Raw genomic sequence first — 24999 nt, 5'->3', positions numbered from 1 at the left:
TTGCGTCTTTTACCCGTCGGACACAATGTGTTGGCGATCAGGCAACACCTGTCCGCCAGGCTGGTGTGCATGACTGAAGCATCTTTTGCGCATTCCGCCCGCCGCCCGCACCGGCGGCGGGACCTCATCGGGCCGGCCGCCCTGTTCACCGCCGTGGCGATGGCCGGCACCCTCACCCCCGGACCGGCGGGCTCCGTCGTACTGTGCTTCGCCGCGGTGGCGCTGCTGGCCACGACGGGCTCGTACGCCTGGCGCTCACGGCGCCACGAAAACGCCCCGCCGCCGACCGATACCGGCGCCACGGCGCCGTCTCCCGCCGGTCAGGCCCCCCGGGCCGCCGGTCAGGAGACGACGCTGTGGCGGATGCGGACCACGGTCCGGGACGAGCCGGGCAGCCTGGCCGCGCTGTGCACGGCGCTGGCCGGGCAGCGGGTGGACATCCTGAGCCTGCAGACCCACCCGCTGTCCGACGGCACGGTCGACGAGTTCCTGCTGCGCGCCCCCGCCGCGCTGCAGTCCGCTGAGCTGACGGGGACGGTGTCCGGCGCGGGCGGCACGCACTGCTGGCTGGAGCGGGCCGACACCCACGACCTGGTCGACGCCCCGACCCGGATGCTGGGCATGGCGACCCGTACGGCCCTGGACTCCGCCGAACTCCCCCTCGCGCTACGCCAGTTGCTGGGGCGCTGCACGATCCACTCGGTGCCCGCGCGCTCGCTGCACGGCCGGCCGCTCGCCGAGCAGGTGCCCACCGAGGGCGTGCTGGAGGAGCACCGGATGAAGTTCCGCGATTCCTCCGGGGGTTCGCTCACCATCGAAAGGCCGCAGTTGCCGTTCACGCCCACCGAGTTCGCCCGGGTGCGCGCGCTGGTCGAGCTGGACGCCCGGCTCGGCCAACGGGTGCCGCCGCGGCGTGATGTGCTGACGCTGCCGGAGGGCAACGAGATCACGATCCGCCGCGCCGACACCTCCGACCTGGCCGCGGCCCGCGAGATGCACGAGCGCTGCTCCCCGCAGACCCTCGCGCTGCGCTACCACGGCCCGGTCGGCGACGCTGACCGCTATCTCGGCCATCTGCTCAGCCCGCGCTACGGCCGCACCCTGGCGGTGGAGACCGTGTCCGGCCGGCTGGTGGCGCTCGGCCATCTGCTGTGGGACGGCGACGAGACCGAGATCGCCCTGCTGGTCGAGGACTCCTGGCAGCAGCGCGGCATCGGCGCCGAACTGCTGCGCCGGCTGGCGGCGATGGCGGCCGAGACCGGCTGCACCAGCGTGTACGCGATCACTCAGGCCTCCAACACCGGCATGGTGGCGGCGATGCGCGGCCTCGGTCTGCCCCTCGACTACCAGATCGAGGAGGGCACCCTGGTGATCACCGCCCGCCCGGCGAGCCCGCCCGCCCGCCGCGCCGCGGGCCGCGAGACCCTACGGATCCAGGAGATCCAGGACGCCTCGGGGCGCCGCTGAGCACCCGCCCCCGCGGCCGTGAGCGCGCGGGAGCCGGCCGGACGCCGCGAGGCCCGGCCGGCTTCCCCGTGGGGCGACCGGCCACTCTCGTCACGAGTCATCGGGCGATTGCTGGTGACGCGGCGGGCCATCCGTACGAGGATGGCCCCATGCCCCACACCACTACCCCCCAGAGCGGTCCGCTGCCCCGCGAGGTCGCCGACGCCTATGTCGACGCCTTCGTGGAACTGGACCCGATCGCCGGGACCTTCCTCGGGATCCCCGAGAGTTCCGGCCGGCTCCCCGACTTCTCACCGACCGGCCAGGAAGCGCTGGCCCAGCTCGCCCGTACGACGCTGGAGCGGCTCGCCGAGGCAGAGACCCGGCCGGGCGCGGAACTGCCCGCCGAGCAGGTCTGCGCGCGGCTGCTGCGCGAGCGGCTGACCGCCCAACTGGCGGTCCACGAAGCCGGCGAGGGCCTGCGCACCGTCAGCAACCTCAGCTCGCCCCTGCACAGCGTCCGTGAGGTCTTCACGGTCACCCCCGCGGAGACCGACGAGGACTGGGCGGCGATCGCCCGGCGGCTGCGGGCCGTGCCCGCCGCGCTGGAGGGCTATCGCGCCGCGCTGGACGCCGGCCGCAAGCGGGACCTGCCCGCCGGCCCGCTCCAGGTCCGCACGGTCATCGGCCAGTTGGACGAGTGGATCGGCGCCGACCGCAGCTGGTTCGCCGAATTCACCGACGCGGGGCCCGGGGTACTGCGCGGCGAGCTGACCGAGGCCGCCGCGCTGGCGACCGGCGCGCTGGTGGAGCTGCGGGACTGGTTCCGGGACAGCTACCTCCCGGCCGTCGCGGACGCGCCGGACGTGGTGGGCCGCGAGCGCTACGCCCGCCTGGCCCGCCACTACAACGGCGCCGACATCGACGCGGACGAGGCGTATGTCTACGGCTGGTCCGAATTCCACCGGCTGCTGGCCGAGATGGAGACCGAGGCGGAGAAGGTGCTGCCCGGCGCGAAGACCCCGTGGGAGGCGCTGGCCTGGTGCGATGAGCACGGCGAGGCGATCGAGGGCGTCGAGGAGACCCGGCAGTGGCTCCAGTCGCTGATGGACGAGGCCATCGCGGCGCTCGACGGCACCCACTTCGAACTGGCCGAGCGGGTACGGCGGGTGGAGTCGCGGATCGCCCCGGCCGGCAGCGCCGCCGCGCCGTATTACACCCCGCCGTCGCTGGACTTCTCCCGTCCCGGCCGGACCTGGCTGCCGCCGATGGGTGAGACCCGCTTCCCGGCGTACGACCTGGTCTCCACCTGGTACCACGAAGGGGTGCCCGGCCATCACCTCCAGCTGGCGCAGTGGGTCCATGTCGCCGACCGGCTCTCGCGCTACCAGACGACCGTGGGCATCGTCAGCGCCAACGCGGAGGGCTGGGCGCTGTACGCCGAACGGCTCATGGACGAGCTGGGCTTCCTGACCAGTGCCGAGCGGCGCCTGGGCTATCTGGACGCACAGATGATGCGGGCCATCCGGGTCATCATCGACATCGGCATGCATCTGGAGCTGGAGATCCCGGCGGACTCCCCCTTCCACCCCGGCGAGCGCTGGACGCCGCAGTTGGCGCACGAGTTCATGGCGCGCCACTGCAGCCGGCCGGCCGACTTCGTCGAGAGCGAGATCATCCGCTACCAGGGCATGGCCGGCCAGGCGATCGGCTACAAGCTCGGCGAGCGGGTGTGGCTGCGGGGCCGGGAGGCGGCCCGCGCCCGGCACGGCGCGGACTTCGACCTCAAGGCCTGGCACATGGCCGCGCTGTCCCAGGGCTCGCTGGGCCTGGACGATCTGCTGAGCGAGCTGTCGGCGCTCTGACACCGGCCCGGACACGGCGGCGGGCCGGCCCGTCCGGTGCGACGCCCTGCCGCCGCCCGTCCGTAGGGTCCGCTGACATGACAGTGGACCCCACGGGCGGCCCGCCGCTCCTTGTGTTCCCCGGTGATCCGCTCCGCCCGCGGCGTCCCGATCCGCACTTCGCGGGCGAGGCCGCCACCGCGCGGTCGGCCGGAGCCGCGTGTGCGGTCCTCGACCACGAGGCACTGCTCGCCGGGGACGCCGAGGGGGCGCTGGCCCGGGTTCCGCGGGGCGCCGGGCCGGTCTGGTACCGCGGGCGGCCGCTGTCCGCCGCGCGCCATGCCGCGCTCGCCGCGGCCCTCACCGCACACGGCGGCCGGCCGCTGACCTCCCCCGCCGACTACCGCACCGCCCGGGAACTGCCGTGCTGGTACGCCACGTTTCGCGCCCTGACGCCACCCAGCAGCTGGCTGGCGTGCGCCCCGGGCCGGGCCCCCAAGCCGGCCGCGCTGGCCAGGCTCGCCGCCTCCCTGGGTACGCCGGGCCGTCCGTGTCCACTCCTCGTCACGGACTGGGGCACGTCCGGCGGACACGAAGCGCAGGAGACCGTCCGCCTCCCCGACGGGGCCGACACCGAGGGGCTGGTCTCGGCCGTCGGCCGCCTCCTGGCCCTGCGGGGAGCGCGCCTGACCGGGGGTGTGGCGCTGCGGGCCGTCGAGCCCCTCGATCCGGTGGGGGTGGCCCGGGTGTGGTGGGTGGACGGGGAGCCGGTGCTGACCGGCCCGCATCCCGGCACTCCGGAGCTGCGGCCCGTCCCCGAGCTGGCCTCGGTGGCGCCCGCGGTCCGGGCGCTGGGCGCGCGCTTCGTCACCACGGATCTGGCGCGGCGCACGGACGGGGTCTGGCGGGTGCGGGAGGTCGGCGACGGCCAGGTCGCCGCGCTGCCCCCGGGCGTGGACCAGCGGCCGCTGTTCGAGGCGCTGGTCACCGCGGGCGCCGGCTTTCCGCTGACCCTCACGGCCGGCCGGGTCGTGCTGCGCGCCCTGCTGCCGGCCACCGCCGCCCGGGTCGCGGACGGCGAGGCCGCCGGGTTCGACTGGATCGACGGGGCACCGGCCGAGACCACGTCGGGCGCCGCCGGCCTCGCGGTGCGGGCCGCCGCGGCGGGCCCCTGCCGTCCCGGCTGGGGCGTCTTCGTACTGACCGACGCGGTCGACGGAACGGCCCTCGGCAGCATCGGCTTCCACGGCCCGCCGGACGGCGAGGGCTTCGTGGAGATCGGCTACGACCTCTCCCGGTCCGCACGCGGCGCCGGATGGGCGACGGAGGCGGTGCGCCTGCTGGCCGGGTGGGCGGCGGCCCGCCCCGAGGTGCGGACGGTGTGCGCCCTGACCGAGCCGGAGAACACCCCCTCGCAGCGCGTGCTGGAACGGGCCGGCTTCCGCTTCGCCGGGGAGCGCGAGGGGCTGCGCGCCTACGAGGCCCCCGCGGTCCGGGACACGGCCGGAGCCGCGGAACGGCTCAGTCGATGAGCTGCCCGGCGCCGTCGTCACGCGCCCATTCAGCGTCGACCGCCCCCGCCCTCCGTCCGCTCAGCCGCGCACCCGGTGCCGGACCGTGGAGCCCGAACGGGCCTTGACGACCTCCAGCTGAGCCGGGATGCGCGCCCGGAGATCGGCGACATGGCTGACGATGCCGACGCTGCGATCGCGTTCGCGCAGCGAGTCCAGCACGTCCAGCACCTCGTCCAGGGTCTGTTCGTCCAGGCTCCCGAACCCCTCGTCGATGAAGAGGGTGTCCAGCCGGACACCGCCCGCCTCGTCGGTGACGACGTCCGCGAGGCCCAGCGCCAGCGCGAGCGAGGCGAAGAAGGTCTCGCCGCCGGAGAGGCTGGAGGTGTCCCGTTCGTGGCCGGTCCAGGAGTCGATGACGTGCAGCCCCAGGCCGGAGCGCCGGGCGCCGCCGGCCCGTTCGTCGGAGTGGACGAGGGTGTAGCGGCCGGCGGACATCCGCTGGAGCCGGGCGCTGGCCGCGGCCGCGACCTGTTCGAGCCGGGCGGCCAGGACATACGACTCCAGACGCATCCGCCGGGCGTTCTCGGCGGAGGTGCCGGAGGCGAGCGCGGCGAGCCGGGCGATGCGGTCGTGGTCGGCCCGCAGCGGGGCCAGCGCACGGGCGTCGGCCTCGGCACCGGCGGAGAGCCGGTCGAGCGCGGCGCAGCGTTCCCGGGCCGCGGCGAGGGTGGCCGAGGCGGTACGCAGCCGGGCCGCCGCGGCCTGGTGCGCGCCCTGTGCGGCGGCCGGGTCCGCGGGCGGCAGCGCCGCGGCGGCACGGCCCTGCGGGTCGGCCAACTCGGCCTCCACGGCGGCGGATTCGGCCTGCCAGTCGTCGAGCCGCTGTTGCAGCGTCCGCCATTCGCCCTCCCGCAGCAGCGCCTGCGCGGCGGCCTCCGCGGTGTCGAATCCGGCGCGGGTGGCGGCCTCGGCCAGCCCGGCCCCGGCCTCGTCGAGCCGCCGGGCACAGGCCTGCGCCGTACGGGACGCCTCCGCCGCGGCGGCCAGCAGCGTCACCTGCCGCTCCAGCCGGGCGGCCCGGTCGGCGACGCTCGGGCTGTCACCCCGGGCCTGCGCCAACTCCTTTTCCAGGGCGACCTGTTCACGGTCCAGTGCCTCGCGGTGGGAGGTACGGGCGGCGACCCGGCGTTCGGCCTGCTGCTGGTCGCCGCGCCGCCGTTCGGCCTCACGCCCGGCGTGCCCGAGCGCCTCCCGGGCGTCGTGCAGGCCGGCGCCGAGCGCACGGGCACGGGCGTGCTCGGCCTCCCGTTCCGCGATCTGCGCGGCAAGTTCGGCGGTGGAGGCGTCCCCGGCCGCGGCGGTCGCGGCGGCCAGCGCCTCCTTGGCCGTCTGGCACGCGGTCTCCGTGCGCCCGCGGGCCTCCTCGGCCTGCCGGTGGTCTTCCTGCGCGGCCTCCTCGGCCGCCCGGTCGACATGGCCGGCGCCGGCCCGCGCCGGGGCGGGGTGCTCGGTCGCCCCGCACACCGCGCAGGCCTCGCCGTCGCGCAGCGTGTCCGCGAGTTCGGCGGCGATCCCGCGCAGCCGCTGCTCCTTGAGCGCCAGCCACTGCTCGTGGGCCTCCGTGGCGCGCTCCCTGGCGGCGAGCAACGCGTCCTCGGCCGCGCGCACCTCGTCCCGGAGACGGTCGCGGCGACGGGCCGCCTCGACCCGTTCGCGGGCCGGTGCGATCAGGGTGCCGAGGTGTTCGGCCCGGGTGGCGGCCTCCCGGGCCGCTTCGATGCGCTGCTCGTGGGCCGAGCGGGCCTCGTCCCACGTGGCGAGCCACTCGGCGGCGTCCAGCAGGGTCTGCTCGTCGGCGCGCGCCTCGCGGTCGAGGGCGGCCCGCTCCCGCGCGATGTCCGCGGCCCGCCGCTCGCCCCGCCGGGCCGCGGCGAGCGACCCCAGGTCCTCCCGCACCGCCCGTTCCCGGGAGGCGAGATGCTCGCCCGCGGCGCCGGCGAGCGACTCGGGCAGCGGCCCCCGGGCCTGCCGCTCGGCGTGCCGTGCGGTGTCAAGTTCACGCCGGGCGGCGTCGCGCAGGGCGAGCGCCGGGGCGACCTCCGCCGCCGCGCGGGCCCGCTCCAGCCTGTCGCGGGTGCGCTCCCGCTCCTCCGTACGCTCGTCGAGCCGGGCGGCGCGCCGCCGGGCGTCGGCGTAGCGCTGCTGGAGGCGGTCCCGCTCGCGGGCCGCCGTCCACAGCTCGGCCGCGGTGTGCTCCGCGGTCTCGGCGGCCACCACCGCGCTGTGGGCGACGGCGAGCCGCTCCCGTGCGCTCACCCGGGCGACGGCCGCCCGCACCAGCACCGCCTCGGCGAACCCCGGCTCGCCCGGGCCCGGTACGGCCGGCTCCTCCCCCGCACGGGAAGCTCCGTGCCCGGCGGGCTCCACCGCTCCGCCCTGCCCCGGCACCGTCGCCGCCTGCGTCAGGAGCGCCGTCGCCCGGCCGCGTCCGCCGGCCGCCGCACGGCCACGGGCCGGTGCGCGCCCCGCCGGCCGCCCGTCGCGGTCCGGCGCCGGGACCGACGGGTCGGTGAGGTCGGCGCTCTCCCCGGCCGCCTGCGCCATCCGGTGGGACAGCGCCAGCAGCCGTTCGTCGCCGGCCAGCACCGTTTCGCCGGCGGTCTTGCGGCGCGCGTTCAACTGCTCTTCGAGCGCGGCGAACCGCCGGGTGTCGAAGAGCCGCCCCAACAGCCGCGAACGGGCCTCCGCGTCGGCCCGCAGAAAGCGGGCGAAGTCGCCCTGCGGCAGCAGCACCACCTGGCAGAACTGCTCCTTGCTCATCCCGAGCAGCTGGCCGACCTCCTCACCGATCTCCTGGTGGGAGCGGCTCAGGGCCTTCCAGTGGCCGTCCGGGCCGGCGCCCTGCGCGGCGGGAGCGACGCCGGTCCCGGCGGGCACGAACTCCCGCAGCCTGCTCTGCGCCTTCTCCTTCGTCGTGCCGCTGCCGCGCTTCTTGGGGCGCGGCTGCTCGGGCAGCCGGGTGATCTCCAACCGCCGTCCGGCGACGGTCAGTTCGAGGACGACCTCGGTGGGCGTCAGCGGGTCGGCCAGGTCGCTGCGCAGCGCCTGGCCGCTCTGCCGCGCCCCGGGCACCGAGCCGTAGAGCGCGAAGCACACCGCGTCCAGGACCGAGGTCTTGCCCGCGCCGGTGGGCCCGTGCAGCAGGAAGAGGCCCTCGCGGGTGAGCCGGTCGAAGTCGACGGTCTGGGAGGCGCCGAACGGCCCGAAGGCGGTGAGCGCGAGCCGGTGCAGCCTCATCGGACCCCCTCCGCCGTCGTCTCGGCGGTGCGTACCTCGTCGATGGCCGACCGCAGTGCGGCCCGCTCCTGCGCGTCGGCGGCGCGCCCGGCCCGTACATGCACCACGAAGTCCTCGGCGATCTCCTGGTCGCTGCGGCCGCGCAGCCGCTGGGCGTACGAGGCCGCCCCGTCGGCGGGGATCTCGTCGGGGTCGAAGACCAGGCTGACGAGGTGCGGAAAGCGCTTGACGAGGCGGGCCATGGGCTCGTGCGGGCGGGCGGTGTCGGTCAGCGTCGCCTCCACCCAGGCGTCCTCGTGCCGGGCGTGCCCGGGGTCGTCCAGCAGCGCGTCCAGTGTGCCCCGCAGACGGGCCAGCGGCCGCGGCACCGGGCAGTCCACCCGCTCCGCCCGCACGGCGCCGTCCCGGTCGAGGTCGACGAGCCAGGAGGACTTGCGGTGTCGGGCCTCGGAGAAGGAGTAGGCGAGCGGCGATCCGGAGTAGCGGACCCGCTCGGTGAGGGTCTGACAGCCGTGCAGATGGCCCAGCGCGGCGTAGTCCACCCCGTCGAACACGGCCGCCGGGACGGACGCGACCCCGCCGACGGTGATGTCCCGTTCGCTGTCGCTGACCGCGCCGCCGGTGACGAAGGCGTGCGCCAGCACCACCGAACGCGTCCCCGGGGGCCGGCCGGCGAGGTCGACCCGCACCCGCTCCATGGCCGCGCGCAGCACCTCGGCGTGGTCGGCCCGCCGGGCACCGAGGGTGTCCCGCACCATCGCGGGTTCGAGGTACGGCAGCCCGTACAGCGCCACCGGGCCGTGCGCGTCGTCGAGCAGCACGGGCGTGCCGCAGCCCGCCGGGTCGGTCCGCAGGTGGATGCCGGCCCGCTCCATGAGTCCGGAGCCGACGCCCAGCCGGCGGGCCGAGTCGTGATTGCCGGAGATCATCACCGTCGGGACCCCGAGCGCGGCGAGCCGGTGCAGCGCCTCGTCGAAGAGCTCGACGGCGGCGAGCGGCGGCACCGCCCGGTCGTAGATGTCACCGGCGACCAGTACGGCGTCGACCTCGCGGGTGCGCACCGTTTCGACGAGATGGTCGAGGAAGGTCCGCTGCGCGGAGAGCAGGTTCACCCGGTGAAAGGACCGCCCCAAATGCCAGTCGGAGGTGTGCAGCACTCTCACAAAAAGGCTCCGACCTGCATGCTTCTCCCCCTCCGAGGCGACCGGTCAGCGCCCCGGCCGGCACGTTTCCTTGGCGCCATTCTCGCACCCACGCGCGGAGCGGGTGACCGCGTCGGGGCCGCCGCTCGGACCCGACCGGGCCACCGCACCCCGAGCGCCTCACCGCACGCCGGGCCGTAGAACATTTGTCTCAATAGCCGTGATGCGCAAGCCATTTGCACTAAACCACATTTACTCCCTGAAAGAGTGAAATGATCGCAAACTCTCTCAAGGTGCGGCCGTGGGCGCCGAAGAGAAGTAACAGGAAGCGGCAGCTAGTCGCTTTGGATCGATCGGGAGATTGTTATGTCACGGATCACACGGGCGACTGCTATTGCCGCTCTTGCGGCCGGTACCGCCCTGGGTGGCATGTCGGCAGCGTTCGCAGACAGCGGTGCGTCCGGCGGCGCGGCCAACTCGCCGGGAGTGTTGTCAGGCAATGCGGTTCAGGTCCCGATTCACATTCCTGTCAACGTGTGCGGCAACACCGTGAACATCGTGGGCCTGCTGAACCCGGCCTTCGGCAACACCTGCCTCAACGGCTCCATCGAGCGCCGCCGGGTGATTGTTCACCACCACCACGTCCGCCACGTCACGCCGCACCACAAGAAGCGCCACCACAAGAAGCGTCACCACCGTCCCATCGGTGGCATCCACACCGGCGGCGGCGGCATGTCCTAAGACGGGACCCGTCCCGGGCGCTGCCGTTCCTCATGGCAGCGCCGGGGGCACCTGCTGACGCTCGCACCACCCGGCCCGGGGCCGGGCCGTCCGCACCGAGAGCCCTTCCACCTTCATCGGCGCAGACGGCCCGGCCCCGGGTTTGTGCTGCGCACCGGGGTGCCTGCCGGGCACGTTGCGGTCCGCGTACCCGTGGATGACCGGCCGACCGGGCAGGGCGACGATGCTCGGCAGCGGATGGAGCCACATCCGGTAGGCGGGCACAGCAGATTGGCCGCGGCCACTTGGCCCAACGCCTGGACGGGCACCAGGACGGTGCCCATCGTGAGCACGATGCGCGCCGTGACGGCGTCGGCGACGCCCCTGCCGCCGGCCGAGTGGGTTGAAGAGCGTGGCCTGGAACAGGTCTGATCCGCCGGACGAATCCCCCGCGCTCCTCGCGGAGTTCAGCCAAGGAGAAGATCGGTCAAGCGGCAGATCCTTCTCCGGCCCGCGCGCTCCCGTGCACGGCGCCAGTTGGCGGGTCAGGCGTCCCCGTACGCCTCGCCGCCGAGTTCCAGCCGCGCCGTTCCGGCGGTGGTGTCCGCGAGCCAGCCGCGGAAGGCCTCCAGATCGGCCTCCGGCAGCCCGATCTCGATGCGCACCTCCGCCCCGTACGTCACCTCGCGCACCGTCCGGCCCGTCGTGCGCAGATCGTTCTCCAGCCGGCCCGCACGCTGGTGGTCGACGGTCACCGTCACCAGCCGGAAGCGCTGCCGGGTGACCGTTCCCAGCGCGTCCAGCGCCTCGCCGACGACACCGCCGTAGGCCCGGATCAGGCCGCCGGCGCCGAGCTTGACGCCGCCGAAGTAGCGGGTGACCACGGCGACCACGAAGCGGACCTCGCGGCGCACCAGCATCTGGAGCATCGGTACGCCCGCGGTGCCGCCGGGCTCCCCGTCGTCGCTGGCCTTCTGGACACCGCCGTCGGCACCGAGGACGTAGGCGAAGCAGTGGTGGCGGGCCGTGGGGTGTTCCCTGCGGATGCGCGCGATGAAGTCCTCGGCCTCGGCCTCGGTCGCCACGGGCGCCAGCGCGCACAGGAAGCGGGACTTGTTGATCTCGATCTCGTGGACGCCCTCGCGCGCGAGCGTGCGGTACTGCTCCTGCATCGGGCCAGCCTATGCGGCCCCGGTGACCTGCGAACCGGCGGCCGGCGGCGGCCCGCGCCGCGCGGGGGTGTCCGCCGGACGGGCCGGGGTGTCCGCCGGACGGGCGCAGTCCGCACGGCCAGGCGGCGTACCCGCCCCGTCCGCACGGTGCGTCGCAGAGACGTCCGCGCCGCCCGTGGGCACTGTGAGGCCAGTGCGAGAGCCTCGTGTTTCCGGGGCCCCGCTCGTACACGTAGGAACGGCGGGTTTGCGGAGGACGGCATGGAAGAGAGCACACAGGCGGCGATGACGGCGGGCGTGCCCGTGACGGGTGACGAGATGCCCGAACCCCCGCCCGAGGTCATCGAGGCGGCACGCCAGGCGCCCGATCACTGGTTGGCCATGGTGGATCTGACCTGGCAGGGCGAGGGGCCACCGCCCCTGTGGGCGCTGATCGGGCAGTGGCGCTCGGGTCCGACGGGCGAGATCGAGGAGTGGCGGGACAATCCGGAGTACCGGCCGTCGCCGCAGATGCTGGACTGGCCGGAGCCGGCCGACGCGGTCGACTGCGCGGTGCAGCTCGCCGCGACCGGGTACGGCCCGGGGCAGGACGTGTCCGAGGCGCTGGCGCGTGCGGAGGTGTCCGTCCTGGTCACCGCGACCGGCTCACCGCTGGCCGCCGCCTCCCCCGAGGGCACCCCGGTGATCCCGGTCTACACCTCGCAGAGCTATCTCGAATCGGTGGGCCGGCTGCTCTTCGACCGCCGGCCGGTGTCCGCGCTCGTCGAACAGCTGCCGCCGGGGCACGCGCTGTATCTCAACCCGACCGGCCCGGTGAGCATGCTGGTGGACACCGAGGAGCTGCGCGCGGCGCTGGCCGCGGCATCCGGCGCGACGGACGAGGCGGGCAAGCCGGCCGTGGCGGCGCGCCCGGGGACCGGGGCCGGCGGCGCCGAGCCGGTGAGCGGCGGCCGGGCGATCGGCAAGCCGGCCCGTGCGGCGAACGGCAGCACCGTGGTCGGCGCCGGGATGGCGGCCCGCGGCCGGAACTGAGCCGCCGGCGCACAGGACCCGCCCCGCCCGTCTTCCCCTTCGGGCGGGGCGTCTGCCGTACCGCGGGCGGACTCCGCACGGTCCGCGAGCCTCTTGGCACCGGTCGGCCCCGCGCGGGAATCTCCTGGCGGCGCCGTCCGTTGAGCGCACAGGACCCTTCCCTTCACAGGAGGCAGTGCGTGTACGGCGACCCCACCACGATCCGCAGGATCCTCACCGAGCTCGGCGACACCTGGGCCGTCGTGGGCCTGTCGAACAACGACCAGCGCGCGGCGCACGGCGTCGCGGAGGTGCTGCAGCGGCACGGCAAGCGGATCGTGCCGGTGCATCCGAAGGCGGAGACGGTCCATGGTGAGCGGGGGTATCCCTCGCTCTCCGCGATCCCGTTCCCGGTCGATGTGGTCGATGTCTTCGTCAACAGCGAGCTGGCGGGCGGCATGGCCGACGAGTCGGTGGCGCTCGGCGCGAAGGCCGTCTGGTTCCAGCTCGGGGTGGTCGACGAGACGGCCTGGGACCGGGTGCGCGACGCCGGGCTCGACATGGTGATGGACCGCTGTCCGGCGATCGAGCTGCCCCGTTTGGGCTGAGGGGGCGGGGGCGGCGCCCGTCAGGCGGTGCCCAGGCCGTCCAGGAGGGTGGCGCCGGGCAGTTCGGCAAGTGCCCTGCCGGGCACGATGAGCTTGCCGCGGCGGCCGCCGCTGCCGATCAGGGCGTAGGGGACCTCGGCGACGGCGGTGTCCACCAGCAGCGGCCAGTCCGCGGGCAGGCCGATCGGGGTGATGCCGCCGTATGCCATCCCGCTGTCTTCGACGGCCTGGTCCATCGGCGCGAACGACGCCTTGCGGGCGCCCAGTTGGCGGCGCACCACCCCGTTGACGTCGACGCGGGTGTGCGAGAGGACGACGCAGGCGGCCAGGGTGGTCCGACCGCCGCGTTTGCCGGCCACCACCACGCAGTTCGCCGACTGCTCCAGCAGCCAGGGGCCGTAGTGCTCGACGAGCAGGGCGGTGTCCGCGATGGCCGGGTCGGTGTCGACGTAGCGCACTTCCTCGACCGCCACGGACCCCTGCCAGTCCCGCAGCGCGTCGGCCACCGGCGGGGACAGCAGATCCAGGCACTCGACGGCGGGGCGGACCTCGTCAAAGGCATCCATCGGGACGGGCATACGCGCCAAGTTAACAGTCGTGCCCGCCCGGCGGCGGACCGTCTCAGCGGGCGAGTGGGATGATCACCGACATGGTCATCTCGACCGGGTCCGCGCCGTCGTTGCGGTAGGCGTGGGGCACCTTGGCCTCGAACGTCGCGGAGGAGCCGGCGGGCACCGGGTGCTCCGCGCCGTCCACAACCAGCGTCAGGGTGCCGGCGCGGACATGCAGCAGTTCGACGGTGCCGGGCGGGTGCGGATCGGAGGCGCTGCGGTCGCCGGGCATCAGCCGCCAGTCCCACAGTTCGAAGGGCCCGGGGGCCTCGGCGCCCACCAGGAGCATGGTGGAGCTGCCGGCCTCGGTGGACCAGAGCCGGACCGCCTCGTCCGCGGCCACGATGCGCACCTGCGGACCCTGCTCGTAGTCGAGCAGGGTGGTGATGCTGACGCCGAGCGCGTCGGCGATCTTGACGGTGGTGCCCACGCTCGGGTTCGTACGGGCCTGCTCGATCTGGATGATCATGCCGCGGCTGACTCCGGCACGGGCCGCCAGCGCATCGAGGGTGAAGCCGCGCTCACCGCGCCAGTGCTTGAGGTTGCGGGCGAGCGACTGCGTGAGCTGATCGAGATCCGTCACGGGTCCGTCCAGGTCGAAGGCGAATATATTTGATTCCGCAGTTCAGTTTCTTACACTACGGTGTGGTGTACTTCAGCGTCCGGTTCACTGTACTGCGAGGTTTCACCATGACAGCGGTCTTCGCCCTGGCCACCAGCCTTCTGTGGGGGCTCGCCGACTTCGGCGGCGGACTGCTCACCCGACGGCTGCAGGCGCTGACCGTCGTGGTGGTCTCGCAGACCCTGGCCGCCGTGGTGCTGGGCGCCATCGTGCTGGCCACCGGCGGCTGGCGGGAGGCCGGACCGCAGCTGTGGTGCGCGGTGGGCGCGGGGGTCGTCGGGCCCGCCGCCATGCTCTGCTTCTACCGCGCCCTGGCGCTCGGCCCGATGGGTGTGGTCTCGCCGCTCGCCTCGATCGGCACCGTCCTGGTACCGCTCGGCGTCGGGATCGTGGCGGGCGAGCGGCCGGGGCTGCTGCAGTCCACCGGCATGGTGGTCGCCGTGGTCGGCGTGCTGCTGGCCGGCGGCCCGCGGATCGGCGGCACGTCGGTGGCCCGCCAGACGATCGTGCTGACGCTGGTCTCGGCGCTCGGTTTCGGCGCGGTGATGGCGCTGATTTCCGAGGCGTCCACGACCGTGACCGGGCTCTTCCTCGCCCTGTTCGTCCAGCGGCTGTGCAACGTCGCGGTCGGCGGCGCCGCCCTGTACGCCTCGGTGCGGCGCGGCACCCCGGCGCTCCCCGAGGGCGGACTGCCGTCCCTTCGCGGCGCGCTGCCCGCACTCGCCTTCGTCGGGATCGCGGATGTCGCCGCGAACGGCACCTACGCCATCGCCGCCCAGCACGGCCCGGTCACCATGGCGGCGGTGCTCGCCTCCCTCTATCCGGTCGTCACCTCGCTCGCGGCGCTGGGCGTCCTCAAGGAGCGGCTCCAGGCCGTCCAGGCGGCCGGCGCCTCGCTCGCGCTGGTCGGCACGGTGCTGCTCGCCTCGGGCAGCTGACCGGGGGCGGTCACCGGCGGCGGCACGCACACCTGACGTCCGGTCAGGACGCCTCGCAGGCTTTCCCGGCCTCCGCCGCGTGCCATTCCTGCACCGCGCGCAACTGCTCGGGGGTGACGCCCTCGGGGATCGGCACCGGGGTCGGCGTGCGCAGCGGCGGCTGCCAGCCCTCCCGGGGGTCCCAGCGGCGGACGACCTTGGCGGGTGCGCCCGCGACCACCGCATGGTCGGGGACCGCGCCGCGCACCACGGCGCCGGCCGCGACGACCACGTTCCGGCCCAGCCGCGCGCCGGGCAGGATCACCGCACCGGTGCCGATCCAGCTGCCGGGGCCGATGGTGACCGGGTCGCTGCGCGGCCACTGCTTGCCGATCGGCACCTCCGGGTCGTCGTAGCTGTGGTTGGTGGTCGTGACGTACACCCCGGGGCCGAAGAAGCAGTCGTCGCCGATCGTGAGCCGGACATCGGCGATCACATGGCTTCCCCGCCCGAGCACCACGCCGTTGCCCAGGGTCAGGATCGGGTCCGGGCCGAGGTCGAGGTCCGGCATCATGCCCGCCGTGAGCGTCACGTCCTGGGCGATGATGCAGTGGTCGCCCAGCTCGATCCACGGGTCGCCGAAGAGCGTGCCCTGCGGGAAGGCGAGACGGGTCCCGGCGCCGATCCGGCGGAAGCGGTAGGGGCCGGGGCGCTGTGCCGTCACGGCCGCGGATTCCCTCACCCAGCGCGCGCCGCGGTGCACGGCACGCGACACGGTCCGGCGCCGCCAGGCCGCGACGGATGAGAACACGTTCTTGTTTATCGGCACCCGCACACGGTAATCGGCCCGCCGCGGAACCGGCCGCGCGGCGTGCTGTGATCTTCGCCCCACCCGCGGCCGTCCCCGCCGGGCGCCGCGGCGGTCGTCTACGGTGCTGGAGTCGCGGCGCAGCACGGCAAAGGAGAGCGAAGAATGACGGCACGGGCCTTGATTTCAGCGGTGAACGGCAAGGAGCCGGCCATCGACCCCTCGGCGTTCACCGCGGCGACCTCCGTCGTGCTCGGTGAGGTCTCCATGGCGGCCGGCTCCAGCGTCTGGTACCACGCGGTGCTGCGGGCCGACTGCGGCCCGATCGTGCTCGGCGCCGACAGCAACATCCAGGACAACTGCACGGTCCACGTCGACCCCGGCTTCCCGGTGACCGTCGGGGAGCGGGTCTCGGTCGGTCACAACGCGGTGCTGCACGGCTGCACCGTCGAGGACGACGTGCTGATCGGCATGGGCGCCACGGTGCTCAACGGGGCCCACATCGGCGCGGGTTCGCTGATCGCCGCGCAGGCGCTGGTCCCCCAGGGCATGCGGGTCCCGCCCGGCTCCCTGGTCGCCGGGGTGCCGGCGAAGGTCAAGCGCGAGCTGACCGCCGGGGAGCGCGAACTCCTCACCGTCAACGCCACGATGTACGGGGAACTGGCCGCACAGCACCGGGAGACGGTCACGACCGACGGGGAGTGAAGGCGCCGGGCGGCCGCGGCGGCACGGACCGGGGACGTGGCCCGCGTCCGGCCGCGGCGGGTCGGCTCGGCATCCGTGCTCAGCGGTGCTGCCGCACGGCTCAGCGTCCGGCGGCGGCGACGGTCAGCGCGGAGGACAGCAGCTCGGCGTCGAACAGGGTGGCGTCGGCAAGGCGGCCCGCGTTGGCGTAGGCGTTCAGCATCAGCTTGGCGGTCCGCAGGGCCGAGGGGGAACGGCGCACCAGCGGCTTGATCCACCGTGCGATGGTGCCGTCGAGCTGCTCCTCGGGGACGACCTTGTGCAGGAGGGACAGCTCCTGCGCGGTGACGGCGTCGAAGTTGTCGGCGGTCAATATCAGTTCACGGATCCGCGAGGCGCCCGCCTCGTGCAGCAGCCGCGGCATGATCCCGCCCCAGGCGGGCGGTACCCCCAGGCCCAGCTCCGGCAGGCGGAAGCGGCAGGTGTCCGCGCCGGCCCGCAGATCGCAGAAGACCGCGAGTCCCACGCCGGCGCCCACCACTCCGCCGTGCAGCCGCGCGATGGTCACCACGTCCGTGCTCGCGAGGGCCTCGCACACCCGCCGCGCCTTGTTGCCGAGCGCGCGCAGCCCCACCCCGCCGGGCTCCTCGGCGAGCAGGGCGGGGAACTCCGTGCGGTCACCGCCCAGACAGAAGTCCTCGCCCGCGCCGGAGAGGACCAGGACCCGGATGCCGGACTCGTCGTCCAGGGCTCCCAGTACGGCGAGCAGCTCGTCGAGGATCTCCCCCGAGATGGCGTTACCCGTCTCGGGACGGTTCAACTGCACCGTGAGAACGGGGCCTTCCCGTCTCACGAGGAGGGACTTGAAGTCGTGCGTCATGGGCGTTCCTTGCTTCGTTGTTCCGCTGTGCGGGAGGCCGGTGTGCCGGGGCGGTCAGAGACGGACGACCGGAAGGGTGACCAGGCGGCGGAAGGCCACCCGCGACTCCCAGACGGGCGGTGCGGCGATCCGCAGCCCGGGCAGCCGGTCGAGCATCGCGGTGAGCAGGCAGTCCGCCTCCATGCGTGCCAGCGCGTTGCCGAGGCAGTAGTGGATTCCCCCGCCGAAGCTCAGGTGGGAGGACCGCCGGCCGAGGTCGAACTCTTCGGGGGCGGCGAAGCGGTCCGGGTCGTGATGGGCGGCGCCGACCATGAGCTGCACCATCTCGTTCTTGCGGACGGTCACGCCGGCCAGCTCGGTGTCCTCGGGGGCGATCCGGCTGATCATGTGTATCGGGGCGTCGTAGCGCAGTACCTCGTCGATCGCGTCCGGTATCTGCTCGGGGTGCAGCCGCAGCCAGTTCAGCTGCCGGGGGTGTTCCAGGAGCAGCCGGATCATGCTGGACAGGACGTGTGAGGTCGTCTCCAGCGCCGCCAGCACCATGAAGAGCGCGAGGGAGAAGACGGCCTCGTCGACGGCTTCGCGGTCGGGTTCCTGGGCGTCCCAGGCGCGGAGCCAGCAGGAAACCGGATCCTCGCCCGGATTTCTTCGGCGTTCGCTGACCAAGTCGCTGAAATACTGGCGCAATTGATGGCTTGACGCGTCGGAGAGCATGAGCTGGCTCGGCGTCGGAAACAATTCCTGGGTGTACACCTGGTCGTGGGTGAGCGAACGCAGCAGGGCGAAGTCGGACGGCGGAATCTGCAGCCATTCACCGATGGTGATCACCGGAAGTTCTTCGCTGACCAGTGCACAGAAATCGGCCGGGCCGTCCGTGAGTTCTTCTTCGAACCGGTCGAGCAGCCGCCGCGTCGTCCGCTCGATCGACGGTCGCATTCCGGCCACGGAGTTGCGGTCGAAAACGTTGCCCAACGACCGCCGCACCCGGGTGTGGTGCGGCGGGTTGAGCATCGGCAGGGTGCCGCCCATCTGGCGGGAGGCATCAGCGCTCCAGCGGGTCGCGTCCTCCTGACGGGCCCGCCAGGCACTGTCCGGGACCCGCCAGGATCTGCTGCGCAAAAGCTGGTGACACAACCCGTATGACGTCGTCAAATAGCCGCCCCAGGGCGCCGGAACGACCTCTCCCATTGCCCTGAGTTTCGCGTACAGCGGCAGCGGATTCGACTGGCCGTCGACCGTGCGCAGACGGGAAAAGAGCGAAACCACACTGCGCCGGTCAACAGCGGCAGTGGCCAGAGCGGGAGGCAAGGCGGCACCTTCTTTCAGAAGATCACTCACTGATCGCCAACCCTGCATACCCCTGCCGCCGAACGTTCATGCGGCAAACGAACATTCAAGCTGTAGTAAAACTCACACCCGCCACCAGCTGAGGAATCCACTCCACCAGCTGCCCTTCTGGGGCTTGCCCTGCTGCTCCTGAGCCCGGGCCTCTCCCCCGCCGGCCGCGGCGGGCAGCGGGCGCCGCCGCTCACTGCGTACCGGGGTGAAGCGGGCCGGCAGCGCGTTGAGCGCACGGTGGAACGGGCCGGGCCGCCAGGTCAGCGTCTCCGCGGGCACACCCAGCTCGATGTCGGGCAGCGTGTTCAGCAGCTTCTCGATCGCCCGTATGGAGATCAGCAGCGCGGGGTCCTTCGCCGGGCAGGCGTGCGGGCCGGCGCCCCAGGCCAGATGGGCCCGCTTGCTGAACGTCTGCCGGCTCGCGGACAGGCTCGGGTCGGCGTTGGCCGCCGCGAAGCTGATCAGCACCGGTGTCCCGGCCGCCAGCTTCGCCCCGGAGAGTTCCACCTCGTGCACCGGGTAGTGCGTGGCGTAGTTGGCGATCGGCGGGCTGTTCCACAGCACCTCGTTGATCGCGTCCTCCACCAGGACGTCGCCGCCCCCCTGCGGGCCGCCGCCGAACTCCTCCTCGGACAGCAGCAGCCGCAGCGCGTTGGCGATGATGTTCTGCACCGGCTCGGTGCCCGCGCCGATGAGCAGGGCGAGCTGGTGGACCATCTCCTCGTCGGTCAGGCGTGACTGATGCTGCATCAGCCAGGAGGTGACGTCGTCGCCCGGCGTGCTGCGCTTGAGCGTGACCAGCTCGAACAGGGCACCGGCCATGACCTCGTTGGCCCGCTCCACGTCGACGCCGTCGAAGAGGTTGGAGATGGCGCTGATCAGCCGGTCGCCGATCTCGGCCGGGCAGCCGAACAGGTCGTTGAAGACCAGCAGGGGCAGCAGCTGCGCGTAGTCACTTATCAGGTCGGCCTTGCCCCGGAGACCGAACTGGTCGACGAGGTACGCCGCGACGCGGTCGACATGCCGGCTCACCCGGTGCATGTCCAGGCGCGCGAGGCTCTCCGTCACCGCCTGGCGCAGCCGCAAGTGCTCGGCGCCGTCGGAGAACATGCAATTCGGCCGGTACATCATCATCGGCAGGACGGGGCTGTCCAGCGGGACCCGCCCCTCGTTCAGCGCGCGCCAACGGCGGGAGTCCCGCGCGAAGGTGTCCGGGTTCTGCAGGACGTGGAGCGCTGTGGTGTAGTCCGTGACGAGTTCGGCCTCCACACCAGGAGCCAGCTCGACGGGCGCGCTGGGGCCGTACTGCCGCATCGTTTCGTAGAAAGCGTCCGGTGCGGCGGCGAATTCCGGCCCGTGCAGGGGCACCCTTTCGCCGCCGGCGTGCGCGGGGCAGCCTGGCGGCGGAGTCTGGAATTCCGAGTGAGATTGCATGGCTGAGCTCCTAGTTGACGCGGGACTGTAGATATCGGACGAGTGCGATCAGGGAATCTGCCGAGGAACGCTGGTCCCGTGCGTCACAGTGGACGACAGGCGTCTCAGGGAGAAGGTCCAGCGCTTCCCGGATCTCGTCGAGCGAGTGGGAGGGGGTCCCGTCGAACCGGTTCACGGCGATGGCGTACGGGATTCCGTAGTGTTCCACCAGGTCCATGACAGGGAAGGACTCGTCGAGACGCTGTGGGTCGACGAGGACCAGCGCACCGAGCGCCCCCCGCGTCATGTCTTCCCACACCTGAACGAACCGCTGCTGCCCGGGCGTTCCGAACAGATAGAGGACCAGCTGCTCACTGAGGGTGAGCCGGCCGAAATCCATGGCGACCGTGGTCGTGGTCTTGTCCGGTGCGCCCTTCGGGTCGTCAATTCCCGCGCCCGCCTGGGTCATTACCTCTTCGGTCCGCAGCGGAGGAATCTCGGACATGGTGCCGATGAAAGTGGTCTTCCCCACGGCGAAATGACCTACCACGAGGATCTTCGCCGCGGTCTGCACTGAATCACGCAGGTACACGCCGTCATCCAAAGCGGGCCTGGAGTCCATTCAGCACCTCCTCAAGGATTTTCCGGTCGACAAGCTGAGCGCTAGGTATGGGCGCGCGGGAGTAGAGATGACCCTCCCGCGCGAGATCGGACACCAGAATCTTGACGACGCCCACCGGGAGCCGGGTGTGCCCGGCGATCTCGGCGATCGAGAGAAAGCCTCCCGAACACAGCTCCAGCAGGCGGAGCTTCTCCGGATCGAGCGGTTTCGTCCGAGGGGGCTCCGCATGCACGGTGACCAGGGTGATCAGCGAGAACTCGCTGCCGTCAAGAAGATCGCGACCGTTGGTGATGACGTACGGCCGCACTAAATCCGCTGCTTCGTGTTCCAGCTCCGGCTCGTCGTCATGAGTCATGACTGAATATCTGCCCTCTCACGAGGCGGGCTGGTCAATGCCTTGCCGAGCTGCCCGACAAGCTGCTGCATACGGAAGGTGATCTCTGCCATGTCGACATCGGGCGAAGCCGAGACGGCGAGATAGGCACCTTCACCGGCCGAGATGAGAAAGACCCAGCCATGGTCGAATTCCACCAGCGTCTGCCGCCACTGCGGCCGGTTGGCGGCCGCACCGCCATGGCAGAAGTCCGCCACCGTACGGCTCAGCGACTGCATTCCGCTCATTGCCGCGGCGACGGTATCGGCGTGATCCCGGCCGACGTCCTTCGAGCGGGCCATGAGCAGACCGTCGGCGGAAACGAGAATGGCATGCTGCGCTTCGGGCAGTTCCAGAGCACTGTCAAGCATCCACGACAGATCGTAGTTCACTGAACCTCATGCCCTTCATCGCTTGCATTAGTGGAACGCCGGCCTGACTGGGTGCCGCGCTGGAATGCGCCCATGACGGACGCGGTCCTTGCGCTGTCGCGGGCCGGGGTTTCCGTAGTCTCGTTCTGGGTCGGCACGATGGAAATCGCGCCCCGTCGGCGGCGCTTCGGCAGCCCGCCGGCGGTCGTCTCGCCGACCGGCTCCGCGGGAGCCGGTGGCTGCCCCGTCGGCACCGGTTGCGGAGGCTGGTAGGAGGGGCGCCGGGGAGCCGGAACAGCACCGCCGGAAGCCGGATGACCAGGAGGGTTCTCGGGCGGCAACGGAGCGGACGCGGCCACGGCAGGGCTCTCCTCGGGCTCGTGCAGGGACGTCAGTAGATCGTCGGGGAGCAGGACGACCGCGCGCACGCCACCGTAGGGAGAGGTGGAATCCACCGATACGCTAAATCCGTAGCGGGCGGCGAGCACACCCATGACCGTGAAACCGAACTGCGGCGGATTACCGAGACTGGAGACGCTGGCGGCATTCTCGCTCGACAGCAGCCGGGCGGCGCGCGCCTTCTCCTCCTCGTTCATACCGACACCGGCGTCGTCGACAACGATGCATACGCCCTTGGGTACCGGACGGATATTGATCTCGATCATCGTTTCCGGCGCCGAGTAACTGGTGGCGTTGTCCAGCAGTTCGGCAAGAACCAGCGCGACCGGCTCCACCGCACGGCTCACGATGGCGAAGTTGCTCTGCGACCGGATTTCGACGCGCGTGAAGTGGCGGATTCGCCCCTTCGCGCTGCGGACCACGTCGTAGAGCGAGGCGTTGTGCCGTCGCCGGCCGAGCCAGCCGTCGCAGAGGACGGCGATGGACTGGGCCCGCCGCGCGAACTGCGAGTTCATGTGGTCGATGTCGAGCAGATCCTGAAGGATCTTGTGCTCGCCATAGGTTTCCTGCAGCTTGGAAATCGCCAGCTGCTGCTCGCTCGCCAGACCCTGAAGGGTCCGCATCGCGGACTTCAGAGTGGTCTTGGTGGCCTCTTCCGCCCGGTCCTTGGCCTCCTCCACCGCCTCCGAGTAGCGGTCTTCCAGATTGGCGTAGTGCTGCTTGAGATCAGCCTTTTCTGCTCGAAGCTCAGATATTTTCTTTCGACCGCGAATAATCGCGGTCGCGGCTACAGGTGTGCCAGCGATCAATCCCCAAAGCGCTGGATCCTGGAAGTATTGCGTCATAAGACTCTCTTCGGACGACGGAGCCACCAGGTGTCGTTCGCCTGGCTGCGACGTATCTGCTCATTCGCGGTTCCGGACATACGTGAACGGCCGCGCGCAGTCGCCTGCCAGAAAGCCATCAAAGGGCCGGCTAATGGCATAGTGCTCCCGGGGTGGCAGTTTTCAAAGGCCAATGCGCGGAATTACTTTCTTGCCTTAGCAGGTGACTAGCCCGTTGGCAAGTGCGATGATCTTAGCATCACAACAACGGCCATCGTCCAACCGCGATCTGAACAGTTCCTCATCTGAAGGAGATTCAACAAAGGCCGTCTTTGGGGCCATTGGACTCTTGCGCCGGGATCGGCGGCGGCTCTTGGTCAGGATCCTGACGGCCCGTTGACGTGCGGCGACGGGCACCTGGCTCGGCGAGCGCGGCGCCGGACGGTCCGGCCGGTCTCAGCGATGCGGGGCGTCGTGCACGTACGTGATCTCGCCGCCGCGGACCCGGACGACGCGCACGGTCATATCGCGGTCGGTGCCGCGCAGGTAGTGGGCCGTGCACCGGGTCCGCGCCCCCTTGACGGCACGCAGGTCGTGCGTGCAGTCGACCGATCGTGGTCCCCTGGGGATCACCGGCAGCGACAGATGGTCCGAGATCGACCGGGCAACCTCACGGCGCGGGACGGTGTCGGTCGTCCGGTGCACCGCGCTGGTGGCGTTGCGGTCCCGCAGCCACTGGCTGCCGGCCGTGAGGCTCCCCGCCAGCAGAGCCGTACCGACCAGCGCCAGACCGACAGCTCGCAGTGTGCGCACGACTCTCCTTCCCGCGGGTACACGCCGTTCCCCGGGCCGCGGCGCGGCCGGATCACGGACAATTCTTGCCGGATGCCCGGCGTCGGCAACACGAGCCCGCCGTGGTGCCGCCACCCAGGCGACGGTGCGTCAGGGGGACGGCACCGGTCCCTGCATCTGTTCGCTGATCCAGTGCAGCGATTCGGGCATCCGCTGGATGTAGGTGTGGCCGCTGTGCACACCGTTCGGTATGTCGAAGAGCGTGGAGTGGATCGGTCCGCCGGTGTGGTCGGCGATGAAGCGCTTCACATCGGGCACCGCCACCTCCCGGCTGCCCAGCTCGAACGCCAGATAGACGTCCGGCCCCTTCCGCCGGACCAGCTCCCGTGCGAGGTGGCGCGGGTCGTTGGCCCGCATCTCCGCCGGGTGCCCGCGCCACAGCGGCGAATCCGGCGCCGTGTCGGGGCCGTTGACGATCGCCGCCTTGAACCTCTGCGGCTCCTTGAGGACGGCCTTCAGGGCGGCGAACCCACCGGATGAGGACCCCATGAAGGCCCAGCCGTCCCGGCTGTCGTAGGTACGGAAGTTGGCCCGCGCGAAGTCCGGCACGTCCTCGGTGAGCCAGCTGCCCATCTTCGGCTGCCCCGGGATGTCACTGCCGTCGTAATACGTCCGGCCGGGATTGAGCACCGGCATCACCAGGATGAACGGCAGCGTCTTGCCCTGCCGCGACCACTGCGCGAGCCGCTCCTCCAGCGAAAAGGGCGCCCCCGCCCAGTAGTTGAACGGATAGCCGTAGGCACCGGGCAGCGCGATCAGTACGGGGAAGGCGCTCCGGGCGTACCGGGGGCGGTGGTACTCGGGCGGCACCCAGGCCCAGATGTCACCGGTGAAGCCGGACGTGTGGCCGTGCCAGGTGGTCCGGACGACCTGGGTGCCGTCCTCGCCGGTCGTCCGGAACGTGGTGAAGGAGGAGCGCGGTCCGCGCGGCGGCACCACCTGCGGCCGGCCGTTGTTGGCGTCCGCGGGACGGGCCCGCAGCCGCGGCACACCCGAGGCGTCGACGACGTCCCGGCCGCTACCGCAGCCGGCCAGCAGCACCAGAGCCAGCACGCTCACCGCAGCTCGGACACGCAGGCACTTCATCGGGACGCTCTCCTTGGATGCTCGGTCCGGCCGCGGACACCACGCTGCCATCACGGCGCCGGTCCCAAGTCATCGCTCCACGATCGCCCGGAGCCCGCCGGGCGCCGCTCCCGGCCGCTTGACCTGCCGCTCCGCGGCCTTCGGGCCTCCAAGACGACGTTCCCGTACGTCAATTGGGCCGACCGAGTTTCCCCCGTTCGATAGACCCGCGGCTTGTTTACCTGTTTACCGAGCGGCCGGTTCCGGCACGGTCGATTCCCGTTCGCGAGGGCGCGGCGTGGTGGCGAGGTGAGTGGGGCCGATGACCGCGTGGGGCCGGCGCGCGGCGTGCAGCCGACTGGGGGGGTGGCGCGCGAACAGGCCGGCTTGGAGGTGGCGTTCACCGATTGCTGCTCTCCCCAGAGGCCCCGCGCCCGGTGGCCGGCCGGGCATCTCGCCGCGCAGG

At 72.3% G+C, this 24999-nt stretch carries 23 protein-coding genes; 8 read left to right on the top strand and 15 right to left on the bottom strand.

Translation table 11 applies throughout. The annotated features are described in order from the left end of the window. The first annotated feature begins 69 nt into the window (after nt 1–69). The 3 genes from ACQP17_RS32025 to ACQP17_RS32015 all read left to right on the top strand — a co-directional run bounded on the left by ACQP17_RS32025 (nt 70) and on the right by ACQP17_RS32015 (nt 4822). Nucleotides 70–1467: a GNAT family N-acetyltransferase gene (locus ACQP17_RS32025; RefSeq protein WP_433859425.1), complete on the top strand. Its 1398-nt coding sequence runs from the start codon at nt 70–72 to the stop codon at nt 1465–1467. Nucleotides 1468–1616: 149 nt separating this feature from the next. Further along, nucleotides 1617–3311, top strand: coding sequence for a DUF885 domain-containing protein (locus tag ACQP17_RS32020; protein WP_433859424.1), 1695 nt, complete (start codon nt 1617–1619; stop codon nt 3309–3311). Nucleotides 3312–3388: 77 nt separating this feature from the next. Continuing rightward, a complete protein-coding gene (locus ACQP17_RS32015) occupies nt 3389–4822 on the top strand; it encodes a GNAT family N-acetyltransferase (protein WP_433859423.1) in 1434 nt (477 codons plus the stop codon). Nucleotides 4823–4882: 60 nt separating this feature from the next. On the opposite strand, the gene ACQP17_RS32010 is transcribed toward ACQP17_RS32015, so the two are convergent. Both ACQP17_RS32010 and ACQP17_RS32005 read right to left on the bottom strand, forming a co-directional pair. Further along, a complete protein-coding gene (locus ACQP17_RS32010) occupies nt 4883–8101 on the bottom strand; it encodes an AAA family ATPase (RefSeq protein ID WP_433859422.1) in 3219 nt (1072 codons plus the stop codon). Then, on the bottom strand, nt 8098–9264 hold the full coding sequence (locus tag ACQP17_RS32005; protein WP_433859421.1) for an exonuclease SbcCD subunit D: 1167 nt from the start codon (nt 9262–9264) through the stop codon (nt 8098–8100). The genes ACQP17_RS32010 and ACQP17_RS32005 overlap by 4 nt, the downstream gene beginning before the upstream one ends. A gap of 408 nt (nt 9265–9672) precedes the next feature. Here ACQP17_RS32005 and ACQP17_RS32000 point away from each other — a divergent pair, with 408 nt between their 5' ends. Further along, nucleotides 9673–9984 carry a chaplin gene (locus ACQP17_RS32000; protein ID WP_433859420.1) on the top strand — a complete coding sequence of 104 codons (312 nt, stop codon included), beginning with the start codon at nt 9673–9675 and terminating at the stop codon, nt 9982–9984. Nucleotides 9985–10508: 524 nt separating this feature from the next. On the opposite strand, the gene ACQP17_RS31995 is transcribed toward ACQP17_RS32000, so the two are convergent. Beyond that, entirely contained in the window at nt 10509–11135 is a 627-nt protein-coding gene (locus ACQP17_RS31995) for a YigZ family protein (RefSeq protein ID WP_433859419.1), read from the bottom strand. A gap of 261 nt (nt 11136–11396) precedes the next feature. On the opposite strand from ACQP17_RS31995, the gene ACQP17_RS31990 reads away from it, so the two are divergent. Then, on the top strand, nt 11397–12167 hold the full coding sequence (locus ACQP17_RS31990; protein WP_433859418.1) for a type VII secretion system-associated protein: 771 nt from the start codon (nt 11397–11399) through the stop codon (nt 12165–12167). A gap of 179 nt (nt 12168–12346) precedes the next feature. Beyond that, nucleotides 12347–12754, top strand: a complete 408-nt coding sequence (locus ACQP17_RS31985; RefSeq protein ID WP_433859417.1) for a CoA-binding protein — start codon at nt 12347–12349, stop codon at nt 12752–12754. Between the two features lie 20 nt (nt 12755–12774). Here the strand turns inward: ACQP17_RS31985 and ACQP17_RS31980 are convergent, their stop codons facing one another. Beyond that, nucleotides 12775–13332 (bottom strand): YbaK/EbsC family protein, encoded by a 558-nt coding sequence (locus tag ACQP17_RS31980; RefSeq protein WP_433859416.1) that lies wholly within the window; start codon nt 13330–13332, stop codon nt 12775–12777. Between the two features lie 43 nt (nt 13333–13375). Then, nucleotides 13376–13948: a helix-turn-helix domain-containing protein gene (locus ACQP17_RS31975; RefSeq protein WP_433859415.1), complete on the bottom strand. Its 573-nt coding sequence runs from the start codon at nt 13946–13948 to the stop codon at nt 13376–13378. A 107-nt stretch (nt 13949–14055) separates the two neighbouring features. Between ACQP17_RS31975 and ACQP17_RS31970 the strand changes: the two genes are divergently transcribed. After that, nucleotides 14056–14925 carry an EamA family transporter gene (locus ACQP17_RS31970; RefSeq protein ID WP_433859414.1) on the top strand — a complete coding sequence of 290 codons (870 nt, stop codon included), beginning with the start codon at nt 14056–14058 and terminating at the stop codon, nt 14923–14925. A gap of 43 nt (nt 14926–14968) precedes the next feature. On the opposite strand, the gene ACQP17_RS31965 is transcribed toward ACQP17_RS31970, so the two are convergent. Next, on the bottom strand, nt 14969–15739 hold the full coding sequence (locus ACQP17_RS31965; protein ID WP_433859413.1) for an acyltransferase: 771 nt from the start codon (nt 15737–15739) through the stop codon (nt 14969–14971). Nucleotides 15740–15877: 138 nt separating this feature from the next. On the opposite strand from ACQP17_RS31965, the gene ACQP17_RS31960 reads away from it, so the two are divergent. Continuing rightward, entirely contained in the window at nt 15878–16417 is a 540-nt protein-coding gene (locus tag ACQP17_RS31960) for a gamma carbonic anhydrase family protein (protein ID WP_433859412.1), read from the top strand. 100 nt (nt 16418–16517) lie between these two features. Here the strand turns inward: ACQP17_RS31960 and ACQP17_RS31955 are convergent, their stop codons facing one another. The 9 genes from ACQP17_RS31955 to ACQP17_RS31915 all read right to left on the bottom strand — a co-directional run bounded on the left by ACQP17_RS31955 (nt 16518) and on the right by ACQP17_RS31915 (nt 24554). Then, nucleotides 16518–17276 carry an enoyl-CoA hydratase/isomerase family protein gene (locus ACQP17_RS31955; protein WP_433859411.1) on the bottom strand — a complete coding sequence of 253 codons (759 nt, stop codon included), beginning with the start codon at nt 17274–17276 and terminating at the stop codon, nt 16518–16520. A gap of 54 nt (nt 17277–17330) precedes the next feature. Beyond that, a complete protein-coding gene (locus ACQP17_RS31950) occupies nt 17331–18464 on the bottom strand; it encodes a cytochrome P450 (RefSeq protein WP_433859410.1) in 1134 nt (377 codons plus the stop codon). Nucleotides 18465–18686: 222 nt separating this feature from the next. Next, nucleotides 18687–20048 carry a cytochrome P450 gene (locus ACQP17_RS31945; RefSeq protein ID WP_433859409.1) on the bottom strand — a complete coding sequence of 454 codons (1362 nt, stop codon included), beginning with the start codon at nt 20046–20048 and terminating at the stop codon, nt 18687–18689. 10 nt (nt 20049–20058) lie between these two features. Next, nucleotides 20059–20649, bottom strand: a complete 591-nt coding sequence (locus tag ACQP17_RS31940) for a GTP-binding protein (protein ID WP_189096097.1) — start codon at nt 20647–20649, stop codon at nt 20059–20061. Beyond that, on the bottom strand, nt 20624–21004 hold the full coding sequence (locus ACQP17_RS31935) for a DUF742 domain-containing protein (RefSeq protein ID WP_364874379.1): 381 nt from the start codon (nt 21002–21004) through the stop codon (nt 20624–20626). Before ACQP17_RS31935 ends, ACQP17_RS31940 begins: the two co-directional genes overlap by 26 nt. Continuing rightward, nucleotides 21001–21414: a roadblock/LC7 domain-containing protein gene (locus ACQP17_RS31930; protein ID WP_249635696.1), complete on the bottom strand. Its 414-nt coding sequence runs from the start codon at nt 21412–21414 to the stop codon at nt 21001–21003. Before ACQP17_RS31930 ends, ACQP17_RS31935 begins: the two co-directional genes overlap by 4 nt. Beyond that, the gene (locus ACQP17_RS31925) at nt 21411–22637 is read right to left on the bottom strand and encodes an ATP-binding protein (RefSeq protein ID WP_364874382.1); all 1227 of its coding nucleotides are present in this window, start codon (nt 22635–22637) and stop codon (nt 21411–21413) included. The genes ACQP17_RS31930 and ACQP17_RS31925 overlap by 4 nt, the downstream gene beginning before the upstream one ends. A gap of 435 nt (nt 22638–23072) precedes the next feature. Further along, nucleotides 23073–23429: a DUF4333 domain-containing protein gene (locus ACQP17_RS31920; protein ID WP_364874383.1), complete on the bottom strand. Its 357-nt coding sequence runs from the start codon at nt 23427–23429 to the stop codon at nt 23073–23075. Nucleotides 23430–23558: 129 nt separating this feature from the next. Further along, a complete protein-coding gene (locus ACQP17_RS31915) occupies nt 23559–24554 on the bottom strand; it encodes an alpha/beta hydrolase (RefSeq protein WP_433859408.1) in 996 nt (331 codons plus the stop codon). Nucleotides 24555–24999 lie beyond the last annotated feature (445 nt).

Source organism: Streptomyces kronopolitis, from assembly GCF_050953795.1.
Classification (GTDB): domain Bacteria; phylum Actinomycetota; class Actinomycetes; order Streptomycetales; family Streptomycetaceae; genus Streptomyces; species Streptomyces kronopolitis_A.
This window is presented reverse-complemented; position numbering and strand designations above follow the sequence as displayed.

Bases quoted from the DNA above. Each gene is read 5' to 3' on its own strand.
- ACQP17_RS31970 (WP_433859414.1), top strand. From the start codon at position 14,056: ATGACAGCGGTCTTCGCCCTGGCCACCAGCCTTCTGTGGGGGCTCGCC.
- ACQP17_RS31945 (WP_433859409.1), bottom strand. From the start codon at position 20,048: ATGCAATCTCACTCGGAATTCCAGACTCCGCCGCCAGGCTGCCCCGCG.
- ACQP17_RS31935 (WP_364874379.1), bottom strand. From the start codon at position 21,004: ATGACTCATGACGACGAGCCGGAGCTGGAACACGAAGCAGCGGATTTA.
- ACQP17_RS31955 (WP_433859411.1), bottom strand. From the start codon at position 17,276: ATGACGCACGACTTCAAGTCCCTCCTCGTGAGACGGGAAGGCCCCGTT.
- ACQP17_RS32020 (WP_433859424.1), top strand. From the start codon at position 1,617: ATGCCCCACACCACTACCCCCCAGAGCGGTCCGCTGCCCCGCGAGGTC.
- ACQP17_RS31960 (WP_433859412.1), top strand. From the start codon at position 15,878: ATGACGGCACGGGCCTTGATTTCAGCGGTGAACGGCAAGGAGCCGGCC.
- ACQP17_RS31980 (WP_433859416.1), bottom strand. From the start codon at position 13,332: ATGCCCGTCCCGATGGATGCCTTTGACGAGGTCCGCCCCGCCGTCGAG.
- ACQP17_RS31925 (WP_364874382.1), bottom strand. From the start codon at position 22,637: ATGACGCAATACTTCCAGGATCCAGCGCTTTGGGGATTGATCGCTGGC.
- ACQP17_RS32025 (WP_433859425.1), top strand. From the start codon at position 70: ATGACTGAAGCATCTTTTGCGCATTCCGCCCGCCGCCCGCACCGGCGG.
- ACQP17_RS31950 (WP_433859410.1), bottom strand. From the start codon at position 18,464: ATGGGAGAGGTCGTTCCGGCGCCCTGGGGCGGCTATTTGACGACGTCA.
- ACQP17_RS32000 (WP_433859420.1), top strand. From the start codon at position 9,673: ATGTCGGCAGCGTTCGCAGACAGCGGTGCGTCCGGCGGCGCGGCCAAC.
- ACQP17_RS31995 (WP_433859419.1), bottom strand. From the start codon at position 11,135: ATGCAGGAGCAGTACCGCACGCTCGCGCGCGAGGGCGTCCACGAGATC.
- ACQP17_RS32010 (WP_433859422.1), bottom strand. From the start codon at position 8,101: ATGAGGCTGCACCGGCTCGCGCTCACCGCCTTCGGGCCGTTCGGCGCC.
- ACQP17_RS31940 (WP_189096097.1), bottom strand. From the start codon at position 20,649: ATGGACTCCAGGCCCGCTTTGGATGACGGCGTGTACCTGCGTGATTCA.
- ACQP17_RS31915 (WP_433859408.1), bottom strand. From the start codon at position 24,554: ATGAAGTGCCTGCGTGTCCGAGCTGCGGTGAGCGTGCTGGCTCTGGTG.
- ACQP17_RS31990 (WP_433859418.1), top strand. From the start codon at position 11,397: ATGGAAGAGAGCACACAGGCGGCGATGACGGCGGGCGTGCCCGTGACG.
- ACQP17_RS32015 (WP_433859423.1), top strand. From the start codon at position 3,389: ATGACAGTGGACCCCACGGGCGGCCCGCCGCTCCTTGTGTTCCCCGGT.